Below are 21546 nucleotides of genomic sequence, written 5' to 3'. Positions count from 1 at the left end.
GCGCTGCCCACGCTGCGCTTGCCACGCAAAAAAGCGCGTGTTACTTTCGGTGCATTGGATATGGAACGCCGTGCCGTATTGTGGCACACCTTCATCGAGTTTGAAAGCACGGAGAATAAATACGGCAATGGGACTTTCTTTTCAGCCGCTCACCGCTTTGCCGGTCATCGAGGTCAATGGCGCGCGGATTCCGCGGATCGGCCTCGGCACCTGGCGGTCCACTCACGAGGAAGGCGTGCTTGCCGTGCGTGCGGCGCTCGAAGCGGGCTATCGCCATATCGACACGGCGGCGCGCTACGAGAACGAACAGGCGGTAGGTCAGGCGCTCGCCGCGAGCGGTCTGCCGCGCGACGAGGTGTTCGTCACAACCAAGGTCTGGCATACGGAATTGCGCGCGGCCGATTTCAAACGTGCCGCCCAGGCGAGCGTCGCGCGGCTCGGGCTCGATCACGTCGACCTGTTGCTGGTGCATTGGCCTAATCCCGAGGTGCCGCTCGAGGAGACCATCGGCGCGCTGTGCGAAGCGCAACGCAGCGGCTTGACGCGTCATATCGGCGTATCGAACTTTCCGGCGGCGCTGCTCGATCGTGCGGTCGCGCTGGCCTCAGTCCCGCTAGTCGCCAATCAGTGCGAGTACCACCCGTATCTCGATCAAAGCAAAGTGCTCGATGCTTGCCGGCGGCATGGCATGGCGCTGATTGCCCATACGCCGCTTGGCAGCGGCAAGCTGCTCGCGGATCCGGTCATCGCGGAGATCGCGCGCGAGCACGAGCGAAAGCCGGCTCAGGTCATCTTGCGCTGGCTGATGCAGCAGCCTGGCGTGGCCGCCATTCCCAAATCGTCGAATCCGGTCCGGATCGGCGAGAACCTCGCGGTGTTCGATTTTGAACTGGATGCACGCGCGATGGCGCGCATCGGCACACTCGCCCGCGCCGACGGCCGGGTAAGCAAGCCGGCGTGGCATCCGGAGTGGGACGCCCCGGCACATTCATTAGCGGCGGAAAAGCCATGAACTTCATCGACACGAGCATGAACCCCGCGATGCGCACGCAGGGCGAGCTCACGCTCGAGACTGACCGGCGGCATCTGATGCATCCCGGAACGCACGCATCCGATCATGCGTCAGGCCAACTCGATGTACGGCTGATGACGCGCGCGACAGGCATCCGCATCGAGGATCACGCGGGCCGCTCATATATCGACGCGTTCGCGGGACTCTATTGCGTGAACATCGGCTATGGACGCGAGGAAATGGCCGATGCGATCGCGGCCCAGACACGCCAGCTGTCGTTCTATCACACGTATGCGGGCTTTTCGAACGACCCCGCTGTCGAACTGTCGCGACGTCTGATCGAAGAGTGGGCGCCGCCTGGCATGAAGAAGGTGTTCTACGGCATGTCGGGCTCGGACGCCAACGAGACGCAGATCAAACTCGCCTGGTACTACAACAACGTGCTCGGACGGCCGCGCAAGAAAAAGATCATCGCGCGGCAGCGCAGTTATCACGGCTCAGGTATCGCGACCGGCAGTCTCACGGGGCAGCCGAAATTTCACGCGGGATTCGATCTGCCCATGCAGCAGGTGCTGCACACGGCGAGTCCCGACTTCTATCGCGACGCGCGTCCCGGTGCGAGCGAAGCCGAGTTCGTCGCGGATTGCGTCGAGCACCTCGAACAACTGATCGCGCGCGAAGGCGCCGGCACCATCGCCGCATTCTTCGGCGAGCCGGTGATGGGCTCGGGCGGCATCGTGCCGCCGCCGGCCGGGTATTGGCCGGCCATTCAGGCGGTGCTGAAGCGTCACGACATTCTTTTTGCCGTCGATGAAGTGGTGTGCGGTTTCGGCCGCCTCGGTTCGCGTACGGGCAGCGAGCACTACGGCCTCGAACCGGATCTGATGTCGGTGGCGAAAGGGCTGACGAGCGGATATTTGCCGCTGTCCGGCGTGATCGTCAGCGAACGCGTGTGGGATGTGATCGAGCGCGGTTCGCGCGAGCAGGGCGCGATGAATCACGGGTGGACCTACTCCGGTCATCCGGTATGCGCGGCCGCGGCGTTGACGAATCTCGACATCATCGAACGGGAGCAGTTGGTGCGTCATGCAGCCGACGTCGGCGCTTATTTCCAGACGCGCCTGCATGAGGAGTTCGACGCGCATCCGCTCGTCGGCAATGTCAGAGGCGTGGGGATGCTCGCCGCGCTCGAATTGATGGCGGACAAGACGGAGCGCCGTCCATTTCCTGCGGCGTTGAAGGCGAGTCAACGCGTGGCGCAGGCGGCGCTCGCGCGAGGTCTGATTGTCCGTGCGCTAGGCACGAACGACATCGTCGGATTCGCGCCGCCGCTCGTCGCCACGCGCGCGGACATCGACGAGATTGTTGCTATCACACGACATGCGTTGCACGACGCGGGCGACGGGTTATCCGTGTCATGACATGACATAACCGGATGCTCCAAAGCGACTGAAATGTTTCCGCCCTCGCGGGCCCGCGAGCGCGGCTGTCCAATCCAACCAGGGACCCAACCGTGTCCACGCGCAACCAAGTGTTTTCTTCCGATTTCACCGACACACCGTACTGGTGGAAAGACTGGCGTCCTCACGACGAACTGATGTCGGACGTGCCTCGCGAAGTGGACGTGGCGATTGTCGGCGCTGGCTATGCGGGCTTGTCGTGCGCGCTCGAATTCGCGAAGCAGGGCTTGCGCGTTGCGGTGCTCGAAGCCGATGTGCCGGGCATCGGCGCGAGCACGCTCAGCGGCGGACAGGTGTCGGGCGGCGTAAATGTGGGCAAGGCGCCTTCAGGCAGAAAGCTGGATAGTTCGGTATCCGAAGAACGTCAGCGGACGTTGTTGACGGAAGCGTCGGTGTCATACGAGGTGTTCGAAAGCATCCTGCGCGACAACGCGATTGAATGCAGCTACGTGAAGGCCGGGCGCATCAACGCGATGTGGACCGACGCGCATATGGCCGCGTGGCGCAAGCGCATCGTCAATCTGAACACTTATGCTCGCGCCGGTGCACGACTTCTTTCGCGCGACGAACTGCGCGGCGAACTGGCGAGCGACATCTACGCCGGCGGCGTTTTGCTCGAACGCGCGGGCCAGGTTCATCCGTCGATGATGTTCGCCGGCCTGCTCGCCGCCGCACGCGGCGCAGGCGTCACGGTGTGCAGTCGCGCCGCGGTTAAAAGCATCGCGCGTGTTGGAGCGCAATACCGGATCGAGACATCGCGCGGCGCGCTCGCCGGCCGGCATGTGGTGATCTGCACAAACGGCTATACGGATTCTTCGATGCCCGATCTGCAACGTCGCGTGGTGCCGGTCGTGTCCCATCAGATCGCGACAGAAGAGGTACCGGCTGACTTACGGGCTTCGCTGATCCCGAAGCGTCGCGGCATCTCGGAGACGCGCCGCGTCGTCAACTACTACCGCTATTCACCTGACGGCAAGCGCCTGCTGTTCGGTGGGCGCGCGCGCTTTTATAACCTCGATCGCCGTGAGTCCGCTGCAATTTTGCATGCGCAGATGGTCGAGCGTTTTCCGCAGATGGCCGAGGTCAAGGTGGCATATAGCTGGGGCGGCACAGTGGCGCTTACGCTCGACTTCCTTCCGCACCTGGGCCGCACCGCCGACGGCATGTATTACGCGCTCGGCTGCAACGGCAGCGGCGTGGTGATGATGACGTATCTCGGCTACAAGATTGCGCGCCTGATCATCGAAGGGCAGGCGCCGGAAACCAGCGCCTACGGCACTCCGATGGTCACGCATCCGCTCTATAGCGGCAAGCCGTGGTTCATGCCCGCGCTCGGCAGCTACTACCAGATTCGCGACGTGCTCGACAAACGCAGACAGCACGCCTAACTGCGCCGGCAGCGCCGGCACGCACATCACTTCAGACAGGCAGGGACACGACATGGGTTTGAGAATCGGAGTCGATATCGGTGGGTCTTTCACCGACTTCGCAGTGCTGGACGAAGCGACGCGAAGCATTCGCACGCTGAAGGTGTTCTCCCGTCCCGACAGCCCGGGCAGCGAAGTGCTGGCGGGCGTCGACGGACTGCGCGAGCGCTACGGCATCGAGCCGCACGAGGTGACGTATTTCACTCATGGCACGACGGTGGGCGTGAATGCAGTGGTCCAGCGCCGCGGGCTGAAGCTGGGCCTCATCACCACCCGCAACTTCGAGGACGTGCTCGACATCGCGCGTTTGAAGATCCCCGATATGTATCACCTGATGTCGAGCCGTCCCGCGCCGCTGATTCCGCGCGATCGCGTGTTCGGCGTGGTCGAGCGCATCGGCGCGGACGGCGTCGAAGAGACACCCGTCGACGAGACAAGCGTGCTCGAAGCGGTTTACGGCCTGCAGGCGGCAGGCTGCGAGGGCGTGGTCGTGTCGCTGCTCCACTCATACCGCAACCCGGCGCATGAACAGCAGGTGAAGACGATCATCGAGGCGGCGCTGCCGGGCTTCTTCGTGTCCTGTTCGCATGAGGTCTGGCCGATCATCCGCGAATACGAGCGGACGGTAACGGCGACCATTGGCGGCTATGTCCAGCCGCGCGTGTCGAACTATTTGACGCAACTGCAGGCGGCGCTGGCCGAAAGCGGAGTGAGCGCGGACCTCAAAGTCACCAAGTCGAACGGCGGCGTGATGAGCGCCGAGCACGGCAAGCAGAACTGCGTGCAGATGATTTTGTCCGGCACGGCATCCGGCGTGATTGGGGCCGCGTATCTCGCGAAGCTCTGCAAGGTGAAAGACTGCATGAGTCTCGACATCGGCGGGACGACTGCGGATATTGCGCTGATCGTGGACGGCAAACCGCAATACGCGACCGGCGAATACATCGGCGAATTCCAGATTCATATTCCGTCCGTGTCGGTGTCCTCAGTTGGCGACGGCGGGGGCTCCATTGCCTGGGTGGACGAATTCGGTGTGCTCAAAGTCGGTCCCGAAAGCGCCGGATCGAGCCCAGGACCGGTGTGTTATGGACGCGGCGGCACACGCCCGACCATCACCGATGCGTTCGCCGCCATCGGCGTGCTCGGCAGCGCCGCGCTCGGCTATAACGCGGTGAAGGTGGATGTGGACGCGTCGCTGCGAGCCATCGAACCGCTTGCCCGGCGTCTCGGACTCGACGTGTACGAGACCGCGGCGGCCATCATCGAAGTCTCGATCTCCGGCATGTACGCGGGCGTGAGCCGGCTGAGTTCGCGCTTCGGGATCGACCCGCGCACTTTTGCGCTGATGCCGTTCGGCGGCGCAGGGCCGATGCTCGGCTGTTTTCTCGCGCGCGCGCTGAACGTGCGCAATCTGCTGGTGCCGACCACACCCGGCGTGCTCAGCGCGCTCGGCGGCCTGATCGCCGACACGAAGAACGATTTCGTTCGGACGACATACTATCCGCTCGACCGCGCGTCGCTCGTCCTGCTCGCGCAGGATCTCGCGCATCTCGAAGCCGACGCGCGCGCGTGGGTGATTCGCGAGACGGGTACCGACGCCACCGCCGATATTGCCGTGTCGGCCGATATGCGCTATCGCGGGCAATCGTTTGAAATCGACACGCCGATTGAGGCAGAGGCGATCATCAGCGGCGATATCAATGCGATCGCGCAGGCTTTTCATCGGGAACACGCGCGCCTCTTCGGACACAGCGACGAGAAATCGCCGATTCAGGTGGTAGCGCTGCGGCTCGTTATCACCGCGCCTACGCCGAAGCCCGAACTGCCGCATATCGCGATGGGCGACGGTGCGCCGCGCGTCGAATCCGAGATCGATGTGTATCTGGACGGTAGCTGGCGCCGTGTGCCGCTTTACCAGCGTTCCTCACTGCTTGCAGGACACCGGTTCGCGGGTCCGGCGATCGTCGCGCAAGACGACACCACGACTTGTGTGCTGCCGGGCTTCGACGGCCGTGTGGACGAATACGGCAACCTCTTTCTCGAAGCCGTCTGATTGGCCGACCCTGGAAACGCACTATGACATTCGATAAATCCGTCCTTCAGATCTTCGCGAACTATTGCGTCGCGGCCGCCGAAAGCATGGCGTATACGCTCGTGCGCACCGCGCATTCCGCGTTCGTGAAGGAAACAGAAGACTTCTCCTGCACGCTCATGAACACGCGCGGCCTGACGTTCGCGTCGCCGAAAACGCTTGGCGCGACCTGGTATCCGGGGCTCGATTTCGGCGCGGTGATCGACATGATCGACCACTACGAGCCAGGTGACATCTGCATGACCAACGACGCGTATAGCGGCTACGTCGCCACGCACACGCCCGACGTGATGATGTGGAAGCCGGTGTTCTTCGGCGGCGAGATCGTCTGCTATGTGGGCGGGCACATTCACAACACCGATATGGGCGGCGCGGTGCCGGCGTCGCTGTCGCGCACGCTCACCGAGATCTATCAGGAAGGCATTCGTTTCGCGCCGACCAAGATCGTCCGCGCGGGCGTGCTCGATGAAGCATTGCTCGAACACATGGCGATCAATGTGCGCGCGGCAGAGCAGAATCGCGGCGATCTGATGGCGCAAATCGCGATGCTCATGACGGGCGAGAGGCGGGTGCTGGAAATCATCGAGCGCTTCGGCATCGAGCAGTTTCGCGCCGGCATGGATGCGCTGCTCGACTATTCGGAAGAGCAGGCGCGTACGATCGTGCGAAGCATGCCGGACGGCGAATATTTCTTCGCCGAATATGCCGACGAGGATTCGGTCAACGGCAAACCGCTGCGTGTCGCGCTGACGCTCACGGTGAAGGACGGTTCGCTCGTGTTCGACTTTACCGGCAGCGATCCGCAGTTGAATTCGTCGCTGAATATGCCGACGGGCGGCAAGGAGCGTCATGTGCTCGCGCTCGTCGGCCTGAACTACGTGCTGTATTCGCTGAACCCCGATCTGCTGCTCAACGCGGGCATGCTGAAAGTGGCGCGCTGCATCATGCCCGAAGGCACGATCATGAACTGCTTGCCCCCGGCAGCGGTCGGCATGCGCAGTCTGACTGCGAAGGTCGCGCAATACGTGACGTTCGGCGCCTTTTCCATGGTCTGCCCGGAACGCTTGCCGGCCTGTCCGGCCGGCGGCATGTCAATCCTCAACGTGAAGACCGTCGACCGCAACGGCCGCACGGTGATCGCGTCGATCGGACCGGTGGGCGGCGGGGCGGGCGGCATGGCGTCGGCGGATGGATCGGACGCGTCGGGCGCGAACGTTGCGTTTCTGCGCAATACGCCAGTCGAGATCAACGAAGCGGAAGTGCCGATCCGCATCACGCGCTATGGCGTGGTGCCGGACAGCGCCGGCGCCGGCAAATATCGCGGCGGCCTCGGGACCGTGATGGAGTTCCGCGTCTTCTCGCCGGGCACGCTCGTCACGGCACGCAATCGCGACCGTTCGCGCTTTGCGTCGTGGGGTGTGTTGGGCGGCAAAGCGGGCGCCGTCTCGCGGTTTACCCGTAATCCCGGTACTGAAACCGAAGAGGATCTCGGCGTGACCGATCTGGTGATGTGCGGTCCCGGCGACGTCATCCGTCTCGAAGGATGCGGCGGTGGCGGCTATGGCCATCCTTACGAACGCCATACGCAGAAGGTGCTGGAAGACGTACGGCGCGGCTATCTGTCGATCCATCAGGCGCGCGATCTGTATGGCGTGGTGCTCGCCGATGGAGTGATTGACGCTGACTCGACCGCGAGCCTGCGCGAGGCCGCGAAAAGCGCGGCTCAACAGCGGCCAGCGTGCCACTTCGACTATGGCGCGGAGCGCAATGCGTATGAAGCGAAATGGACTCGCGAGCGCTACGACGTTTTGACGGGCATTCTCGCGCGCGCGCCGGTCGTCTGGCGGCATTTCCTCAAGCACAAGATCTTCGACGCGCTCGACGCAAAAGAGGCTGCCGCCACCTTGACGCCGGGTGCGCAAGTGATCGAGCAAGTGTATGACGAAGTCCTCAAACGCTATCCACAGTTGCTCGAAGTCCAGGCGCCGGTGAGCGCCTGACGCGCACCGGTTGCGGCATGTTTACAGCGCTAAACCGGCGACCATGCAAATTGCCGCGTTAGCGGTGCAAGAACAGTTTGTTTATGCCGTCTGCCTTTTTTTGTCGGCGCTTTACGCGTTTTGTGCAGGCATACGATGCTGCTAACGAGACCTCAGAAATTTTCTCGTCGCGTACAGAACCTTGTTTAGATCACTTACTTCTGCCGGAGCCACTGACGTGAACGACGAAACGAATAACCGCGGCATCAGCCGCCGCGACATGATGCGCATGTTAGCCGGGACCGGCATGATGGTCGCCGGCGGCGGACTGCTTACAGCCGCGCCCGCGGCGCTGGCCGCCGAAGTGCCGAAGAAGGGCGGCAGCATTCGTGTCGCTTACGACGCGGGTTCGGTATCCGATACCCTCGATCCCGCAGCGGGATCGACAGGTAGCGACTACATCCGCTTCTTCATGTTTTACAGCGGCCTGACCCAACTCGACGAAAGCCTTACGCCGCGCATGAACATCGCGGAATCCGTGTCGAGCACTGACGCGAAAACGTGGATCATCAAGTTGCGCCAGGGCGTGACCTTTCACGATGGCAAACCGCTCGCGCCCGCTGACGTGGTGTATTCGCTGATGCGTCACAAGAATCCGCAAACGGCCTCGCGCGTGAAGACACTCGCCGACCAGTTCGCCAGCGTGACAGCGAGCGGGCCGAACGAAGTGACGTTGACGCTCGAAGTGCCGAACGCCGACCTGCCCGTCATTCTCGCGACGCCGCAAATGGTCATCGTGAAGGACGGCACGACTAACTTCAATTCGGCCATCGGTACCGGCCCCTACAAGCTGAAGAGCTTCAAGCCGGGCGCGGGCACGGTAGGCGTGCGCAACGACAACTACTGGAAGTCGGGACAGCCGTATCTGGATCAGATCGAGCTGATCAGCATCAGCGACAACGCGGCTCGTGTCAGCGCGCTGCTTGCCGGCGACGTTCATCTGATCAACTCAGTCGACCCGCGTTCGACGCGCCGTATCGCCGCGACGCCGGGATACGAGGTCAAGGAAACCAAGTCGGGTCTTTACACGGACCTGATCATGCGCCGTGACAACACGGTCACCGGCAACCCGGATTTCGTGAAGGGCATGAAGTACATGTTCGATCGCGAGCAGATCCGTTCCGCAGTATTTCTCGGTTACGCCGTGATCGGCAACGATCAGCCTATCCCGCCGGGCCACCGCTACTTCAACGCCTCGTTGCCGCAACGCAAGTTCGACCTCGACAAGGCGAAGTTCTACATGCAGAAGGCCGGCGCAATAGGGTCCGCGTTGCCGCCCATCTACGCCACCACGGACGCGAACGGCTCCGTCGAAATGGCGCAATTGATCCAGCAAACGGCCGCGAAGATCGGCGTGAATCTGAGTGTGAATCGCGTGCCCGCCGACGGCTATTGGTCGAATCACTGGATGAAGCATCCGCTCGGTTTCGGCAGCATCAACCCGCGGCCAAGCGCCGACGTGCTGTTCACGCAGTTCTTCAAATCCGACGCGCCGTGGAACGAGTCAGCGTGGAAGGACCCGAAGTTCGATCAGTTGCTGGTAAGCGCGCGTGCCGAGACGGACGACGCCAGGCGCAAGCAGATGTACGGCGAGATGCAGATGCTGGTCACGGACGAAGGCGGCATCGGCATTCCGTCGTTCATCAGTCTGCTCGATGCGAACGACAAGCGCCTGAAGGGCCTAGGCTCGATTCCGACCGGCGCGATGATGGGCTTTTCGTTTGCCGAACATGCATGGTGGGCAGCCTGACCAACGCCGCTTCATGCTGATCGTTCCGGTGACCGGCTCCCTACGAAGACCTCGCTGGCGAGCCGGTTTGCGTCGTAGCATTCAATCGAAAATTCAATGAAGCTAGACTCGTACTGGTTGGACACTGCACCGGAGTTCAAGGACGGCGCCGAAGGCCCCGTCGAGGGCCGCAGTGATGTTGTCGTGATCGGCGGTGGCTTTACGGGTTTGTCCGCCGCACTGGAACTCGCCACGCGCGGAGTTTCGGTCACCGTACTCGAAGCGGGGCGGATAGCTGGTCAGGCGTCGGGGCGCAATGGCGGACAGTGCAACACAGGCGTCGCGCAGGACTTCGCCTCGCTCGCGGCGAGCGTCGGGCTCGAACAGGCTCGCGAGTTTTATCGTGCGTATGAAAGCGCGGTGCAGAGCGTCGAATCCATCGTGACGCATCATCGCATTGACTGCGATTTCGTGCGTACTGGTAAGCTCAAACTCGCGGCGAAACCCAAGCACTTCGAGAAACTTGCGCGAACCTACGAGGTGTTGCACCGCGAAGTCGATCAGGATATCGAACTAATCGAGCCTGCACGAGTGCGCAGCGAAGTCGGCTCGAATGGTTTCCATGGCGGACTGCTGCAACGCAACGGCGCACAGATGCATATGGGCAAGTTCGGCGTGGGGCTTGCACAAGCCGCGTCGCGTCACGGGGCACGCATCTTCGAGAAAGCCGCGGTGACGCAACTGAAGCGCATCGACGGCGGGCGCTATGAGGTCACCTCCGCGCGCGGTGTGATCCAGGCCGAGAAAGTACTGGTGGCGACCGGGCCCTCGCGGCAAGGGCCGCTGCAATGGTTCCAGCAACGGATGGCGCCCGTCGGCAGTTTCATTGTCGTGACAGAGCCGCTCGCCAAGGGGCAACTGGACGCGCTCTTTCCGCATCGGCGCAACTATGTGACGTCGCTGAACATCGGCAACTATTTTCGCGTGACGCCCGATAACCGCCTGCTGTGGGGCGGGCGAGCCCGCTTCGCGATGTCGGACCCGCAGTCCGATGCGAAGAGCGGACACGTGCTGCAGGCCAACCTCGCGAAGTACTTTCCCGAACTGGCGGCAACGAGGATCGATTACTGCTGGGGTGGCCTCGTCGACATTACCGTGGACCGGCTTCCACGCGCGGGACAACACGACGGCCTCTACTATTCGATGGGCTACAGCGGGCATGGCGTGCAGATGTCCACGCACATGGGGCGTGTAATGGCAGACGTGATGTCCGGTTACGCCGACGCTAACCCCTGGCGCGCGCTGCCATGGCCACCGGTGCCAGGACATGCCGCACGCCGATGGATGCTGCCGCTGGTCGGCGCGTATTACCGGATTCAGGACATCCTGCATTGACAGTAGATCTGGCTCATTGACGACACGTTCGGGCGAGTGCCTTTACAATTCGGCACTTCGATCCGACAAACGTGCAAACGTGAATTGCGCTATGAGATACCTTCTTGCATTGACTCTCGCGACGGCCGTAGCCGCGGGTATGGTCGCGAATACGGCCGCGAACGCTCAAACGTCCGCGAACGGCGATACACCCAAACAGCAGTGCGCTATTGGGCAAGTAACCGGGGTGGGTGGCTCGGAGCAGAGCGTTCGCGAATATCTTGCGACACCCGACAGGGACAAATATCGCTACATCGCGGATAACCCGATCCAATGCAGGATCTCCGACGAAGGCCGCGCATCTGCCTGTACCGGTATCACGACTCTGCGGCGCGAAAAGGTCAGCGTGTACGACGACATCGACGGTGCGATGATGGCCGTGGTGGCGCGCGTCGAACTCGACCACGGCACCTACCCCATAGTGATCGCCGTGCCGAGGAAGGATCTGCAATGCGAGCAGTAAAGTGACCTGACTCTTCTGACAGGTTCTTAAACGAGGTTGCCAGCGCAAAATCGCATCGCTCCTTTCCGCATGGATCACCTATGCCGCGGTGAGGGCGAACTCATCGAGCGCATATGGAACCTGACGATTCAATTGCACGGGTCCCGCAACGCCTCAATGTTCTGATCGTCGTCGACGCGGACGAGATCATTGAAGATCGGCAAATTTTTCGAGCTTCCCATCCGCAGTCATGGCGCCGGGCACCGAGTCCACGGGATTCGCCTTCGCGCTCTATACGCTTGCCGCAGATGTAGAGCGCCAGGATCTCTTCGGCTATTGCTCTGACAGCTTCATTGTTGCCGCTGCCTGGTTCGTAGAGCGACGGCGGTCGAACCTGTCTGTTTTGCCAGTTACGCCAACTAATGAACTGGAGGAAATTAGACGTGACACCTGCACTATGTGTCACCGACCAACCCACACAAACGAAGAGACCGGAGGTTCGCCATGGCTGAAACTGCGTTGAAAGCAAGCGGGCAAGACATTAATGTGCTTGTCGTCGTTGACACCGAATACGTGAAGAAGATGTATCCGAACCCGAGCAAAGACCAAACCAATCCGACCGGCATCAACCACACCAATCAGTTCATGATTTGCACCGGTTCGCGAGGCATCATCTCGGGACAGGGCACAGGAGACCTGGAGTTCAGGGCGAACGTTGGTGACGACGTGGCATTCACCGGCGTTTCGATTTACGACAACTCCGACGACGCCGTGATCGTGTACGACGTCAAGCATTTTACCGGCGATCAGGTGTTCAATCAGTTCAGCGCAGACCTGATCGTGCGCAACGGCGCGGTACAGCCCAATGCCGATTCGCCAAGCCGCAACGGTTTGCCGCCCGTCCGTAAGCCGACGAATTTCGCCGTGTTCGAGTCGAAGGTTCGCTCGAGCGGCCGCGAAGGTTTCGGCCTGGCATTCGGACTGTATACGCTCGCCAGCAACGGACAAGACCAGGAACTGTTCGGCTACTACTGGTGGGACCCGTACATCACCGTCGCGTGACCGGCTGAACTGGCCGAGCAGTCCCTGAGCAAGATGCATTGAACCAGCTGGGTTCGCGACATGAATCCAGCGGGTTCCAAAGTGCGCGTCAGCATCGCCATCCAACCTCGGCCATCCCCTCAAGCCGTTGCGCAGCGATCGAAGTTATCGGATCACAGTCCGCATTATTCGCGACTTCTATACCGAGTGCCGAAAGCGTTTGACTGTCGATATCGATCCAGCATGCGACGACCATCCTGCCGTCGATGCATTGTGCCGGTCCAGCGCGGTGTGCATGCACGCCGATGCGCCGAAATAGCCGCTCCATGCTCGCGTAAGTCACGCCGATGAGTTGTCGAGCGCCCAACTGTGCCGCGCATCGAACAACCGAGGCAAGCATTGGGCCAAAGACCCAGGCCAGGTTGCCGCCATCCTGACCGCAAGCAGTAAGAGGGCTCGCCGCGAATCGTGAGAGTTCCCATATGCGAGGCGATTCGGGAGCCGACATTGTCTCGGCAAGCAGAGACGGAAACAGGTCCTTGAGCAGATAGGGCCGCGTTGTCGGCAAAAGCCGGGCGCAGCCGCAAATAGATCCCGTTTCGTCATGAGCGACGACATAAACCGTATCGTCACGGTCGTACTGATCGCGCTCGAATTGATCGTCGGCCATCGGCAAACTCCATCCGAGCTGCTTGACGAATATCTGATGCCGGTACTGCGCAAGCGCGTCACAAAAGCCCGCACCCAGCCGTCCGTTGTCTTGAACGAAAGTCCGCATCGTATGTCCCCGTTTGTTTTTTATCGAGCGCATTAAAGCGCCGGGACTGGCCCGCAGCAACTGTCAAAATTGACAGGGTTCATCGCAAAGATGTCGTCCATCGCGACGCTCTGCTCGTGCGTTCGTTTTTGATTGCAAACCGGGGGTCTTTTGCTTATAAATAAGTGCCGGGAGGTTCTGAATTTATGCGTTCCGGCTGCAATGCCTGGTTCGGGTTGCTTATAAAAACGGCTGGATCGGGGGCGCGATGGAACAGGGCTTTGAGGACGCTTATCGCGGTTTTTGTACCGCGAAGGACGAAAACGAGCTGTTCGGGAAGGTTGCGTCTTTCGCGGAACAACTCGGCTTTGAATATTGTTGCTACGGCATTCGAATGCCGCTGCCTGTGTCCAAACCCACGGTAAAAATTTTCGATACCTATCCGCCGGGATGGATGGCGCACTATCGCACGAGTGGTTTTCTCGACATTGACCCGACCGTGCGTGCGGGCCTGCGCAGCGCCGATCAGATCGTCTGGCCACACTCGATGAATGACGAGGCGCCACGCCTGTGGTCCGATGCGCATGACTTCGGCATCAAGATCGGCGTCGCGCGCTCGAGCTGGACGGTGCATGGCGCGTTTGGGCTTCTCACCATGTCGCGCCATGCAGACCCGCTGACCCCATCTGAAGTCGAGCAATTGCAGTTCCCAACGAACTGGCTGTCGAATCTTTGCCATACGCGCATGGGCCAGTTCCTTCAAGACAAACTCGCGCCCGAGGCGAGCATCACGCTGACCGCGCGCGAGCGTGAAGTGCTGCGCTGGACCAGCGAGGGAAAGACGTCGTATGAAATCGGGAAGATCCTCAACATCTCGGAACGTACAGTCAATTTCCACGTCAATAACGTGCTATCGAAACTGACGGCCACCAACAAGGTGCAAGCCGTAGTCAAGGCAATCGTCACCGGGCTGATCTAGTTCTGCTGCGATCCGCTTTCTCCCGTCGACGCGCGCATCGCCACCCCCGCAAGCTTCAGACGCGGCAAAGTACGCGCACAATAATCGAACGTCGCCCGATAAACTCAGCGGTTCTTCCACCGCGGGCGCTTGCGCCACTGCGAAACACGCCTGTACCTGTCGCTATCCCTTGTGCAAACGGAACACATACATGCAAGTCAGATTTCGAATCAGCGTTCTCGAGCGCATTCCGCGAAGCGTGTGGATACTCGGCTTTGTCAGCCTTTTGATGGACGTCTCGTCGGAGATCATTCACAGTCTGTTGCCCATGTTCATGATGGTGAGTCTCGGTGCCAGTGCTGCAACCATCGGTCTGGTAGAAGGCATTGCGGAAGCCACAGCGCCGATAGTCAAGGTGTTTTCCGGCGCGCTCAGCGACTACCTTGGAAACAGAAAATGGCTTGCGGTGGCCGGCTATGCATTGGGCGCGCTCAGCAAGCCGCTGTTTGCTATTGCGCCGACCGTCGGTGTGGTGATGACCGCGCGTGTCATCGACAGGGTCGGCAAGGGAATCCGCGGAGCGCCGCGCGACGCGCTGGTCGCCGACGTCACGCCAGTTCACCTGAGGGGCGCCGCGTTCGGATTGCGCCAGTCGCTCGACACCGTTGGCGCGGTATTGGGGCCGCTATGCGCGGTGATCATCATGTTGCTGTGGGCGGATAACTTCCGGCTGGCATTCTGGCTCGCCGTCATACCCGGTCTGCTGGCAGTCGCATTGTTGACGGTCGGCATTCACGAGCCGGCGCGTGAACCGGGCGTGAAGCGGGTGAACCCCGTGCGGCTCGAGAATCTCAAGATGCTTGGCGCCAACTACTGGTGGGTCGTCGCTATTGGAGCCGTGTTTGCGCTGGCTCGCTTCAGTGAAGCGTTCCTCGTTCTTCGCGCGATGGGTAGCGGAGTTCCCGTTGCGCTGGTTCCGCTTGTCATGGTGGCGATGAATATCGTGTATTCGCTGTCGGCGTATCCATTCGGCAAGCTCGCCGACACGATGAATCACACCCGACTGCTGATTGCGGGCCTCGTCGTGCTGATCGTGTCGGACATCGTTCTTGCACAAGGAAGCCACTGGAGCATCGTGCTGTTGGGCGTCGCGTTATGGGGTCTGCATATGGGCATGACACAGGGCCTGCTTGCGACCATGGTGTCTCATACTGCGCCGGCGCAACTGCGCGGTACAGCGTTTGGCTTTTTCAATCTCCTGAGCGGTGTCGTCACGTTGGTGTCGAGCGTCATTGCCGGCGAACTATGGGACAAGATTGGGGCCGCTGCCACGTTCTACGCGGGCGCCGTCTTCTCGCTCGCGACCATCGTTCTGCTTCTTTCCGGCAAGGCGCCGGATACGCGCGCCGCAACGCATTGACGATCGAACAGCGATCGAAGGTCGGAGTTATCCCTTCATCTCGGCGACAAGCCGGACTAGACGCGCGATGCGATTGCGGAACATCGGCGCTTGCGGAGATTTTTTCAGGTGTTCGACGCGGTCGCGCCAATAGGTCGGCGGAAAAGGTTTTTGCGGCGCGCATGCAATGACGCGCTCGAGATGAACGAGTTCGCTTTCGAAAATGTGGTGGTGCATTGTGAACCCCTGTAGATGGCCAGTCTGGTCTACTCGCGACGTCGCTAACAATCTGACGCCGCGTAGGGCTGCTGGAGCAGCTTATTCTTCGCACCTGAGTTCAAAAGGACAAGCCGCCGCTGCTTATCCCCGCAAGGAAGGCAACGACGGCCGGACCAATCCCGCAGCGGATCATCTGGGACATAGCCAAAGGATTTCCGCTATCTCAGCTTCACGCATGGCGACGAACTTCTCTGTGGAAGCATTCAGTCGCCATGTTTCGATGCCGGCACTACTACAACAAAGCACAGCCCTCTCTCAGTCTGCGGCCAACGGCTCAGTGCCGTTGGCATCGATCGGCGTTGCGGCAATCGTTCGGATTACTAATCGACAGATCGCGGTGACGAAAGGCGATCGGTCAATCAGCGGTGTCAGTGATCCAGCAAGATCCAGCAACAAAAGGGACGTCGCTGGATGCCGCTTCATCGAACCCATTGCAGCGCGCGATCTTGTTTGGTCTCTCAGGCTCCCCGATTTTCGGACAGATTCGTTGCAGCTTTCGGGCCACCGGCCTTATAGAAGCAAGGGTTGTGCCACATTGTGAGAGTGCGGGAACGCTGGGACACAGAGAGCTTTCATGCGCCGGTTCTGGTCAATCTCGTCCATATGGCAGGCTGAAACTGGACGATTCCGTCCAACTGGCCATGCAAGGCGCGTAGAGGGGCGATTCCGTCCGCATTGCGGCGAAACGGGACGACGAGGCGGGCACAATGTGGACGGGATCGGTCAAGGCGAGAACATCCGGCGCGGCGAATCGTGTGCCGCGACGGATGGAGAGGGACAGACAGGGAGCTTACGACGGGAGGCTGACCTTGCTGTAGGTCAGGCGGCTGGGGCGCAACTGCATGCGCACCAGCGACACGAGGAAGCTGAAGCCCGCCTGGTTCGGATCGATCACCGGCACATAGACGCCGAGTGCCTCGCCGAGCAGCGTGGAGACGCGGCTTGCGACGTCCACGAAACCTGTGCATCCGAGCAGAATGGCTTGCGCGCCGTCGTCCTTGATCGCCTTCAGCGCCGCTTCAAAGGTGCGCACGACTACCACGTCGATGTTTTCGAGCTGCGCGACCGGGCAATCGATCGCGCGGATCGACGCAAACGTGTCCTGTATGCCGTAAGTTTGCGGATGGCCGCGCTGCATCGCGAGCGTGCTTTGCAGGATCGTGATGATCGAGAACCGCTGGCTGAGCGCGAGGGCCGTGAACGCCGTAGCAGGGAAACCGCCGATGATCGGAATGTCGATCACTTCGCGCGCAGCTTCGACGCCGCACATGTCGAAGTCCGTGAGCCAGATGCCGTCGAAACCGTCCTTGGCGATGGCCTGTGCGAGTTCGACCACCGGCATGCCGTTCTGCAGCCAGTTCGTGCGGTTCTCAATATCGGGGTGCCCTTGCGCGATGTTACGAATCTCGACCTGCACGTCCGACGGCAGCACGGGTGCGATGGCTTTCATGATGCGGTCGTTGTACTGCGACGTGGCGACGGGCACGAGCACGCAGATGCGAATCGGTGAGTTCAAGATGCGTCTCCCTTGCGTGCGGACTGGAGCGACTGCATCGACTGTAGTGATTCGAGCGGCACGTACGGCCCGAGATAGCCAAGCGAGTTCAGCAACTCCATGAAGCTGTCGAGAATCAGGCCGGGCTTGCGCAGTTCGGCTTCGGCACGCCAGGCGATCAGCGTCACCGGCCGCTTGCCGATTACCGGATTCAGCGAACCGTCATTGTTCACCAGGTCGCCATTGCTGAAGATCGACTGGCCTTCGCCGCCGACGAAATACGCGACGCTGTCCGGCGCCAGCACGACCGGCTGCGGACACGCGCTGTCCCACACGAGCAGCGATTCGTTCTGGTACATGACCGTATAGGTATGCTGGCCCGCCTGAATGCGGATCTTGCCGACGTCGAAGCCGCCGCTCGTATCGACTTGCGCCGACACCAGTTCGCCGGGCTCCGAGATGGCCCGCGCGGCGAGGCCGCAATGTTCGACGAGATAGCCGGTCATCTGCTGCGCGCTGCCGATCTGCCCGGCCTGCAACGCCCGCCCGAGATCCAGCGCGCGCTTCAACGTGCCGCGAATCGGGGTCGCGCGGCCAATATCGGCCGGCTTCATCACCCACATCGCAAGGCCACCGAACTGGCCGAACTCAGGGTCGGCGACGACCGGCCGCATCATCTGTTCGACAATCGCCGACACGTCGCGCTGATGCGTCGGCGCACCGAGGTTGCCGGCGCGCGGCGTCACGTCGAGCTCGACGCACAGGCCGCCCTGGCTCACGAGGAATGCCGGCCGCGGGTCGATCTCCGCAGCGGCAAAGGTGAGCATCGGCAGCGAGGGAACGGCGCGGCCGGCGCCGTCAGCGTCGATCACCGCGAGGCCGAGTTTCGCCGCCACGAGCGCCGCCACCGTGAAGCCGAGCGCGCCGCTTTCCGGCGGCATCACATAGGCGAGTTTCGTGGATTGCGACGCGAGCCGGGCTTGAACGTTCTGCACGGCCGTCACCGGACCGAGCGGATAAATGGCTGAATTGATCGCTTCGGGCGCGCCGAGATAGGCGACCATGACGGCCGCGCCCTCGGTGGCCTCATCGACGGATACGACTTTCACCGTATCGGTCGGGTAATAATCGCCGGCGACGAAATGCGCAGCCAGATGCCGCGCGGATTCGATTGTGCCGCCCCCGCCGCTGCCGAAGAACGCTGCGCCCAGCAGCAGCGGTTCCAGGTCTTTCCCGCGTAACTCATATGCCATTTGCGATTCCTTTAGTGTAGTTGTGTACAGAAGCGTCTTGCTGGAGTTCGGCAAGCAGATTGGCGGCGCCGGTGACGCGAGGGGTGGCATCCGGAGTCAACGAGCGCAAACCGCGCTCGAGCGTTTCGATGGCTTCGGCGACGCGGCCCGTGGAGCGAAGCAGATCGGCGAGGTAGTGCGCGGCGTCCACGCGCGCGGGCACCGAACCGAACGCGAGCGCAGTCGACAGCGCGGTACGCAGACCCAGTTCCGCTGCGTTGACGTTGCCGAGCGCCCATTGCGCGCGTGCCCGCGTAACCAGGAGTTTGCCCAGATAGACGCGCTCCTGACGCGCGAGCGTTTCGTCGATTGCGGTCGCGAGAATCGCCTCGCACGTCTTCGCGCGGCCGGCGCGCAGCAGCAATTCCCCGTGCTGCCACGTCTTGAATGAATAGAACAGCGCACCGCCATTGCAAACCACGTGGTTATCGTAGCCGTCGAGCATGACAGTTTCAGCTTCGTCGGCATGGCCGAGCGCACTGAGGTGACAGGCTCGCAGCACCTGGCCGACGCCCCGATAGAACGCGAAGCCGTTCGCAATCGACACCGATTCGAGTTCGCGCGCGAGATGGCCGAGCCGGTCCACGTCGTCAAAGAGACTGGCGAGCCACGCGCCGCCTTGCAGATTGACCGCATGAGCGAGCGCGTGCGCGCCTGGCTCCGATGCGCGCAGGATCAACATCTCCATGGCACGCCGTGCCTGCGCGAAGGCGCCGATCTGATAAGCGGCGAGTCCTTCGAAGGTCAGTGCGAGACTGGCGAGGTCGATACCTTGCGAGCCCGTACGGATGTCGTTGCGCCCCACGCCAAGCAGATTGCCGCGCGCGAGGCAGGCCAAGGCTTCCTCACTGTCGCCCAGCCAGAACAGCGTGTTGGTCATCGCGACGTGGGCCTCGTCGAGCGAGACCCGGTCCCCGCCGTTCTGCGCGCGCTCCAGCATGTTCTGCGCCGTCGCGCGCGCCTGCTTGAGTTGCAGCGTCGTCAGCTGCGTGGTCCAGATGCCGAACTGGATCGCGGCGATCTCGGCGGGCGTGCAGACGCCTTCGCCGATCGTAAGCGCCGCGGCGTAGCAGGCGGTGGCCTCCGCGTAGAGCCAGCCGTGCACGCTACGCAAGCTCATGCCGAGCAGGCGGTAAGCGTCGAACTGAAGACGGCGCACCGCTTCCTGTTCGTTCGGTGTTTGCAGCACGTCGAGGCAGCGGCGCAGCGGCGCAATGGCTTCGGCGAACTTCGATTCTTCGATCAGCGCGCTCGCATGTTCGAGGCACTTGCGCGCTTCGCGGTGATGTTCCTCGCGCGACTTGAGGCGCCGCTCGATCGTCTTGCGGCCCACGCCGAGCATCGCGGCGGCCGCGCTCTTGTTGCCGCTCGAGCGTTCGAGCGCGCGGTCGATCAGCAAGTCCTCGGCGGCGGTCAGCTTGTCGCGGCCTTCCAGTTGCAACAGCATGTCGGCGAGGCTCGCGCGCGATACGGGTCCACTGGTCTCGTTGGCGAGAAACGGCTCGAGCGTGTCCACGTCGATGAATGCGCTTTCGGCGAGCACGCTCAGTTGGCTGATGAGGTTGCGCAATTGCCGGATATGACCCGGCCACGGATGCTGCGCAAGCCGCCGCAAAGCGGCCGGCGAAAATTCGAGCCGGCGCGAGTGTTGCGACGCGAAGTGCGTGACCAATGCGGGGATGTCCTCAACGCGCTGCTCCAGTCCGGGCACCGCGAGCACGAACACCGCGAGGCGGTAAAACAGGTCCTCGCGGAATAGCCCTTCACGCGCGAGCTCGCGCAGGTCGCGGTGAGTCGCGGCCACGACGCGTCCCGCAAAGTGCAGCGTGGTCGGAGAACCGAGCGGGCGAAATGTCCGGGTCTCAAGTACGCGCAGCAGTTTCGGCTGGAGTGCAAGCGGCAACTCGCCGATTTCATCGAGCAGCAGCGTGCCCTTGCCGACCTGCTGGAAAAGCCCTTGGCGGTTGTCGGCCGCGCCGGTGAACGCGCCTTTGACGTGCCCGAACAGTTCGGCTTCGACGAGGTGCTCTGGAATCGCGCCGCAGTTGACGTCGACGAATGGTTGATCCTGGCGCTGGCTGTGCGCGTGCACGCGGCGCGCGACCAGCTCTTTGCCCGAACCGGTCGGCCCGAGAACGAGCAGCGGATGATCGGTAGGCGCCACCCGATCGATCATCCGGACCAGTTGGCGAAACGCTGGCGCGCCACCCACGAAGGAGCCGGAATCGGCCTTGTCGCGGGCGAACGGAACGACAGGGGTATAACTCATTTACAAGGTAGGCTCCACATGATCCGCGCGCAGTGCTACGCGGAAATGGCCGTCGAAGAGACGGCGGTCATGCATCAATCTGGTGTCTGGCGAAATTTCCGATTGTGCTGTCGGAATAATCCACCATTAGAAGAGACAGAGTATGACGGCTTGCTGCCGAAGTTGTCTTTCGAAATTAATCGCCGCGCAGGTGCGCCCGCAGGTCTCATTGAAGTGTCTTGCCGCGGCGAATGAAGGTGCAGCGGTGACGCCGTTCTGGCGACGATCGCGGCTTAATCGCGTATGAGGGCAGGGCGCAAGCGACCGGTTGCCGTGGCCGCGGAAGCGTGCCGAGCCGGCTTACGATACGTGGCTGATATAACGGCGCCGCGGCGATGATTCTTTAATAGCCGGATGGACTGGACGCACGTGGCCGCTTCTG

General features: G+C 61.9%; 16 protein-coding genes. 11 read left to right on the top strand and 5 right to left on the bottom strand.

The features are described from left to right. The first annotated feature begins 127 nt into the window (after nt 1-127). From C0Z16_RS26590 to C0Z16_RS26550, 9 genes are all read left to right on the top strand, one after another. Nucleotides 128-1012 carry an aldo/keto reductase gene (locus C0Z16_RS26590; protein WP_102635046.1) on the top strand — a complete coding sequence of 295 codons (885 nt, stop codon included), beginning with the start codon at nt 128-130 and terminating at the stop codon, nt 1010-1012. Continuing rightward, nucleotides 1009-2433: an aminotransferase gene (locus C0Z16_RS26585; RefSeq protein WP_244201370.1), complete on the top strand. Its 1425-nt coding sequence runs from the start codon at nt 1009-1011 to the stop codon at nt 2431-2433. The genes C0Z16_RS26590 and C0Z16_RS26585 overlap by 4 nt, the downstream gene beginning before the upstream one ends. A gap of 92 nt (nt 2434-2525) precedes the next feature. Then, on the top strand, nt 2526-3860 hold the full coding sequence (locus C0Z16_RS26580; protein WP_102635045.1) for an NAD(P)/FAD-dependent oxidoreductase: 1335 nt from the start codon (nt 2526-2528) through the stop codon (nt 3858-3860). 52 nt (nt 3861-3912) lie between these two features. Then, nucleotides 3913-5952 (top strand): hydantoinase/oxoprolinase family protein, encoded by a 2040-nt coding sequence (locus C0Z16_RS26575; protein ID WP_102635044.1) that lies wholly within the window; start codon nt 3913-3915, stop codon nt 5950-5952. Between the two features lie 23 nt (nt 5953-5975). Further along, entirely contained in the window at nt 5976-7991 is a 2016-nt protein-coding gene (locus tag C0Z16_RS26570) for a hydantoinase B/oxoprolinase family protein (RefSeq protein WP_102635043.1), read from the top strand. Nucleotides 7992-8250: 259 nt separating this feature from the next. Continuing rightward, nucleotides 8251-9780 carry an ABC transporter substrate-binding protein gene (locus C0Z16_RS26565; RefSeq protein ID WP_102635074.1) on the top strand — a complete coding sequence of 510 codons (1530 nt, stop codon included), beginning with the start codon at nt 8251-8253 and terminating at the stop codon, nt 9778-9780. Between the two features lie 96 nt (nt 9781-9876). Beyond that, entirely contained in the window at nt 9877-11154 is a 1278-nt protein-coding gene (locus C0Z16_RS26560) for an NAD(P)/FAD-dependent oxidoreductase (protein WP_102635042.1), read from the top strand. A 91-nt stretch (nt 11155-11245) separates the two neighbouring features. Continuing rightward, the gene (locus C0Z16_RS26555; RefSeq protein ID WP_102635041.1) at nt 11246-11656 is read left to right on the top strand and encodes a hypothetical protein; all 411 of its coding nucleotides are present in this window, start codon (nt 11246-11248) and stop codon (nt 11654-11656) included. Nucleotides 11657-12139: 483 nt separating this feature from the next. After that, nucleotides 12140-12697, top strand: coding sequence for an inclusion body family protein (locus C0Z16_RS26550; protein WP_102635040.1), 558 nt, complete (start codon nt 12140-12142; stop codon nt 12695-12697). 88 nt (nt 12698-12785) lie between these two features. Here C0Z16_RS26550 and C0Z16_RS26545 read toward each other — a convergent pair whose 3' ends face one another. Beyond that, nucleotides 12786-13454 (bottom strand): acyl-homoserine-lactone synthase, encoded by a 669-nt coding sequence (locus tag C0Z16_RS26545; RefSeq protein WP_102635039.1) that lies wholly within the window; start codon nt 13452-13454, stop codon nt 12786-12788. A gap of 247 nt (nt 13455-13701) precedes the next feature. Here C0Z16_RS26545 and C0Z16_RS26540 point away from each other — a divergent pair, with 247 nt between their 5' ends. Together C0Z16_RS26540 and C0Z16_RS26535 are read left to right on the top strand one after the other, a co-directional pair. After that, nucleotides 13702-14412, top strand: coding sequence for an autoinducer binding domain-containing protein (locus tag C0Z16_RS26540; protein ID WP_102635038.1), 711 nt, complete (start codon nt 13702-13704; stop codon nt 14410-14412). Nucleotides 14413-14602: 190 nt separating this feature from the next. Continuing rightward, nucleotides 14603-15811: an MFS transporter gene (locus C0Z16_RS26535; RefSeq protein WP_102635037.1), complete on the top strand. Its 1209-nt coding sequence runs from the start codon at nt 14603-14605 to the stop codon at nt 15809-15811. Between the two features lie 27 nt (nt 15812-15838). Here the strand turns inward: C0Z16_RS26535 and C0Z16_RS26530 are convergent, their stop codons facing one another. The 4 genes from C0Z16_RS26530 to C0Z16_RS26515 form a co-directional block, all read right to left on the bottom strand. Next, nucleotides 15839-16027 (bottom strand): hypothetical protein, encoded by a 189-nt coding sequence (locus tag C0Z16_RS26530; protein WP_102635036.1) that lies wholly within the window; start codon nt 16025-16027, stop codon nt 15839-15841. An 832-nt stretch (nt 16028-16859) separates the two neighbouring features. Beyond that, entirely contained in the window at nt 16860-17585 is a 726-nt protein-coding gene (locus tag C0Z16_RS26525) for an aspartate/glutamate racemase family protein (protein ID WP_102635035.1), read from the bottom strand. Continuing rightward, nucleotides 17582-18817 (bottom strand): S-methyl thiohydantoin desulfurase domain-containing protein, encoded by a 1236-nt coding sequence (locus C0Z16_RS26520; RefSeq protein ID WP_102635034.1) that lies wholly within the window; start codon nt 18815-18817, stop codon nt 17582-17584. The genes C0Z16_RS26525 and C0Z16_RS26520 overlap by 4 nt, the downstream gene beginning before the upstream one ends. Next, nucleotides 18807-21125: a sigma-54 interaction domain-containing protein gene (locus C0Z16_RS26515; RefSeq protein WP_102635033.1), complete on the bottom strand. Its 2319-nt coding sequence runs from the start codon at nt 21123-21125 to the stop codon at nt 18807-18809. Before C0Z16_RS26515 ends, C0Z16_RS26520 begins: the two co-directional genes overlap by 11 nt. Between the last annotated feature and the right edge of the window lie 421 nt (nt 21126-21546).

It is taken from the genome of Paraburkholderia rhynchosiae (assembly GCF_002879865.1).
Taxonomy (GTDB): Bacteria; Pseudomonadota; Gammaproteobacteria; order Burkholderiales; family Burkholderiaceae; genus Paraburkholderia; species Paraburkholderia rhynchosiae.
The sequence above is the reverse complement of the archived record's forward strand: the minus strand, read 5'-3'. Positions and strand labels throughout refer to the sequence as shown.

Excerpts from the sequence above, each read along its gene's own strand:
- C0Z16_RS26520 (WP_102635034.1), bottom strand. The coding sequence starts at position 18,817 with ATGGCATATGAGTTACGCGGGAAAGACCTGGAACCGCTGCTGCTGGGC.
- C0Z16_RS26535 (WP_102635037.1), top strand. The coding sequence starts at position 14,603 with ATGCAAGTCAGATTTCGAATCAGCGTTCTCGAGCGCATTCCGCGAAGC.
- C0Z16_RS26590 (WP_102635046.1), top strand. The coding sequence starts at position 128 with ATGGGACTTTCTTTTCAGCCGCTCACCGCTTTGCCGGTCATCGAGGTC.
- C0Z16_RS26515 (WP_102635033.1), bottom strand. The coding sequence starts at position 21,125 with ATGAGTTATACCCCTGTCGTTCCGTTCGCCCGCGACAAGGCCGATTCC.
- C0Z16_RS26575 (WP_102635044.1), top strand. The coding sequence starts at position 3,913 with ATGGGTTTGAGAATCGGAGTCGATATCGGTGGGTCTTTCACCGACTTC.
- C0Z16_RS26585 (WP_244201370.1), top strand. The coding sequence starts at position 1,009 with ATGAACTTCATCGACACGAGCATGAACCCCGCGATGCGCACGCAGGGC.
- C0Z16_RS26530 (WP_102635036.1), bottom strand. The coding sequence starts at position 16,027 with ATGCACCACCACATTTTCGAAAGCGAACTCGTTCATCTCGAGCGCGTC.
- C0Z16_RS26555 (WP_102635041.1), top strand. The coding sequence starts at position 11,246 with ATGAGATACCTTCTTGCATTGACTCTCGCGACGGCCGTAGCCGCGGGT.
- C0Z16_RS26545 (WP_102635039.1), bottom strand. The coding sequence starts at position 13,454 with ATGCGGACTTTCGTTCAAGACAACGGACGGCTGGGTGCGGGCTTTTGT.
- C0Z16_RS26550 (WP_102635040.1), top strand. The coding sequence starts at position 12,140 with ATGGCTGAAACTGCGTTGAAAGCAAGCGGGCAAGACATTAATGTGCTT.
- C0Z16_RS26570 (WP_102635043.1), top strand. The coding sequence starts at position 5,976 with ATGACATTCGATAAATCCGTCCTTCAGATCTTCGCGAACTATTGCGTC.
- C0Z16_RS26565 (WP_102635074.1), top strand. The coding sequence starts at position 8,251 with ATGATGCGCATGTTAGCCGGGACCGGCATGATGGTCGCCGGCGGCGGA.
- C0Z16_RS26540 (WP_102635038.1), top strand. The coding sequence starts at position 13,702 with ATGGAACAGGGCTTTGAGGACGCTTATCGCGGTTTTTGTACCGCGAAG.
- C0Z16_RS26560 (WP_102635042.1), top strand. The coding sequence starts at position 9,877 with ATGAAGCTAGACTCGTACTGGTTGGACACTGCACCGGAGTTCAAGGAC.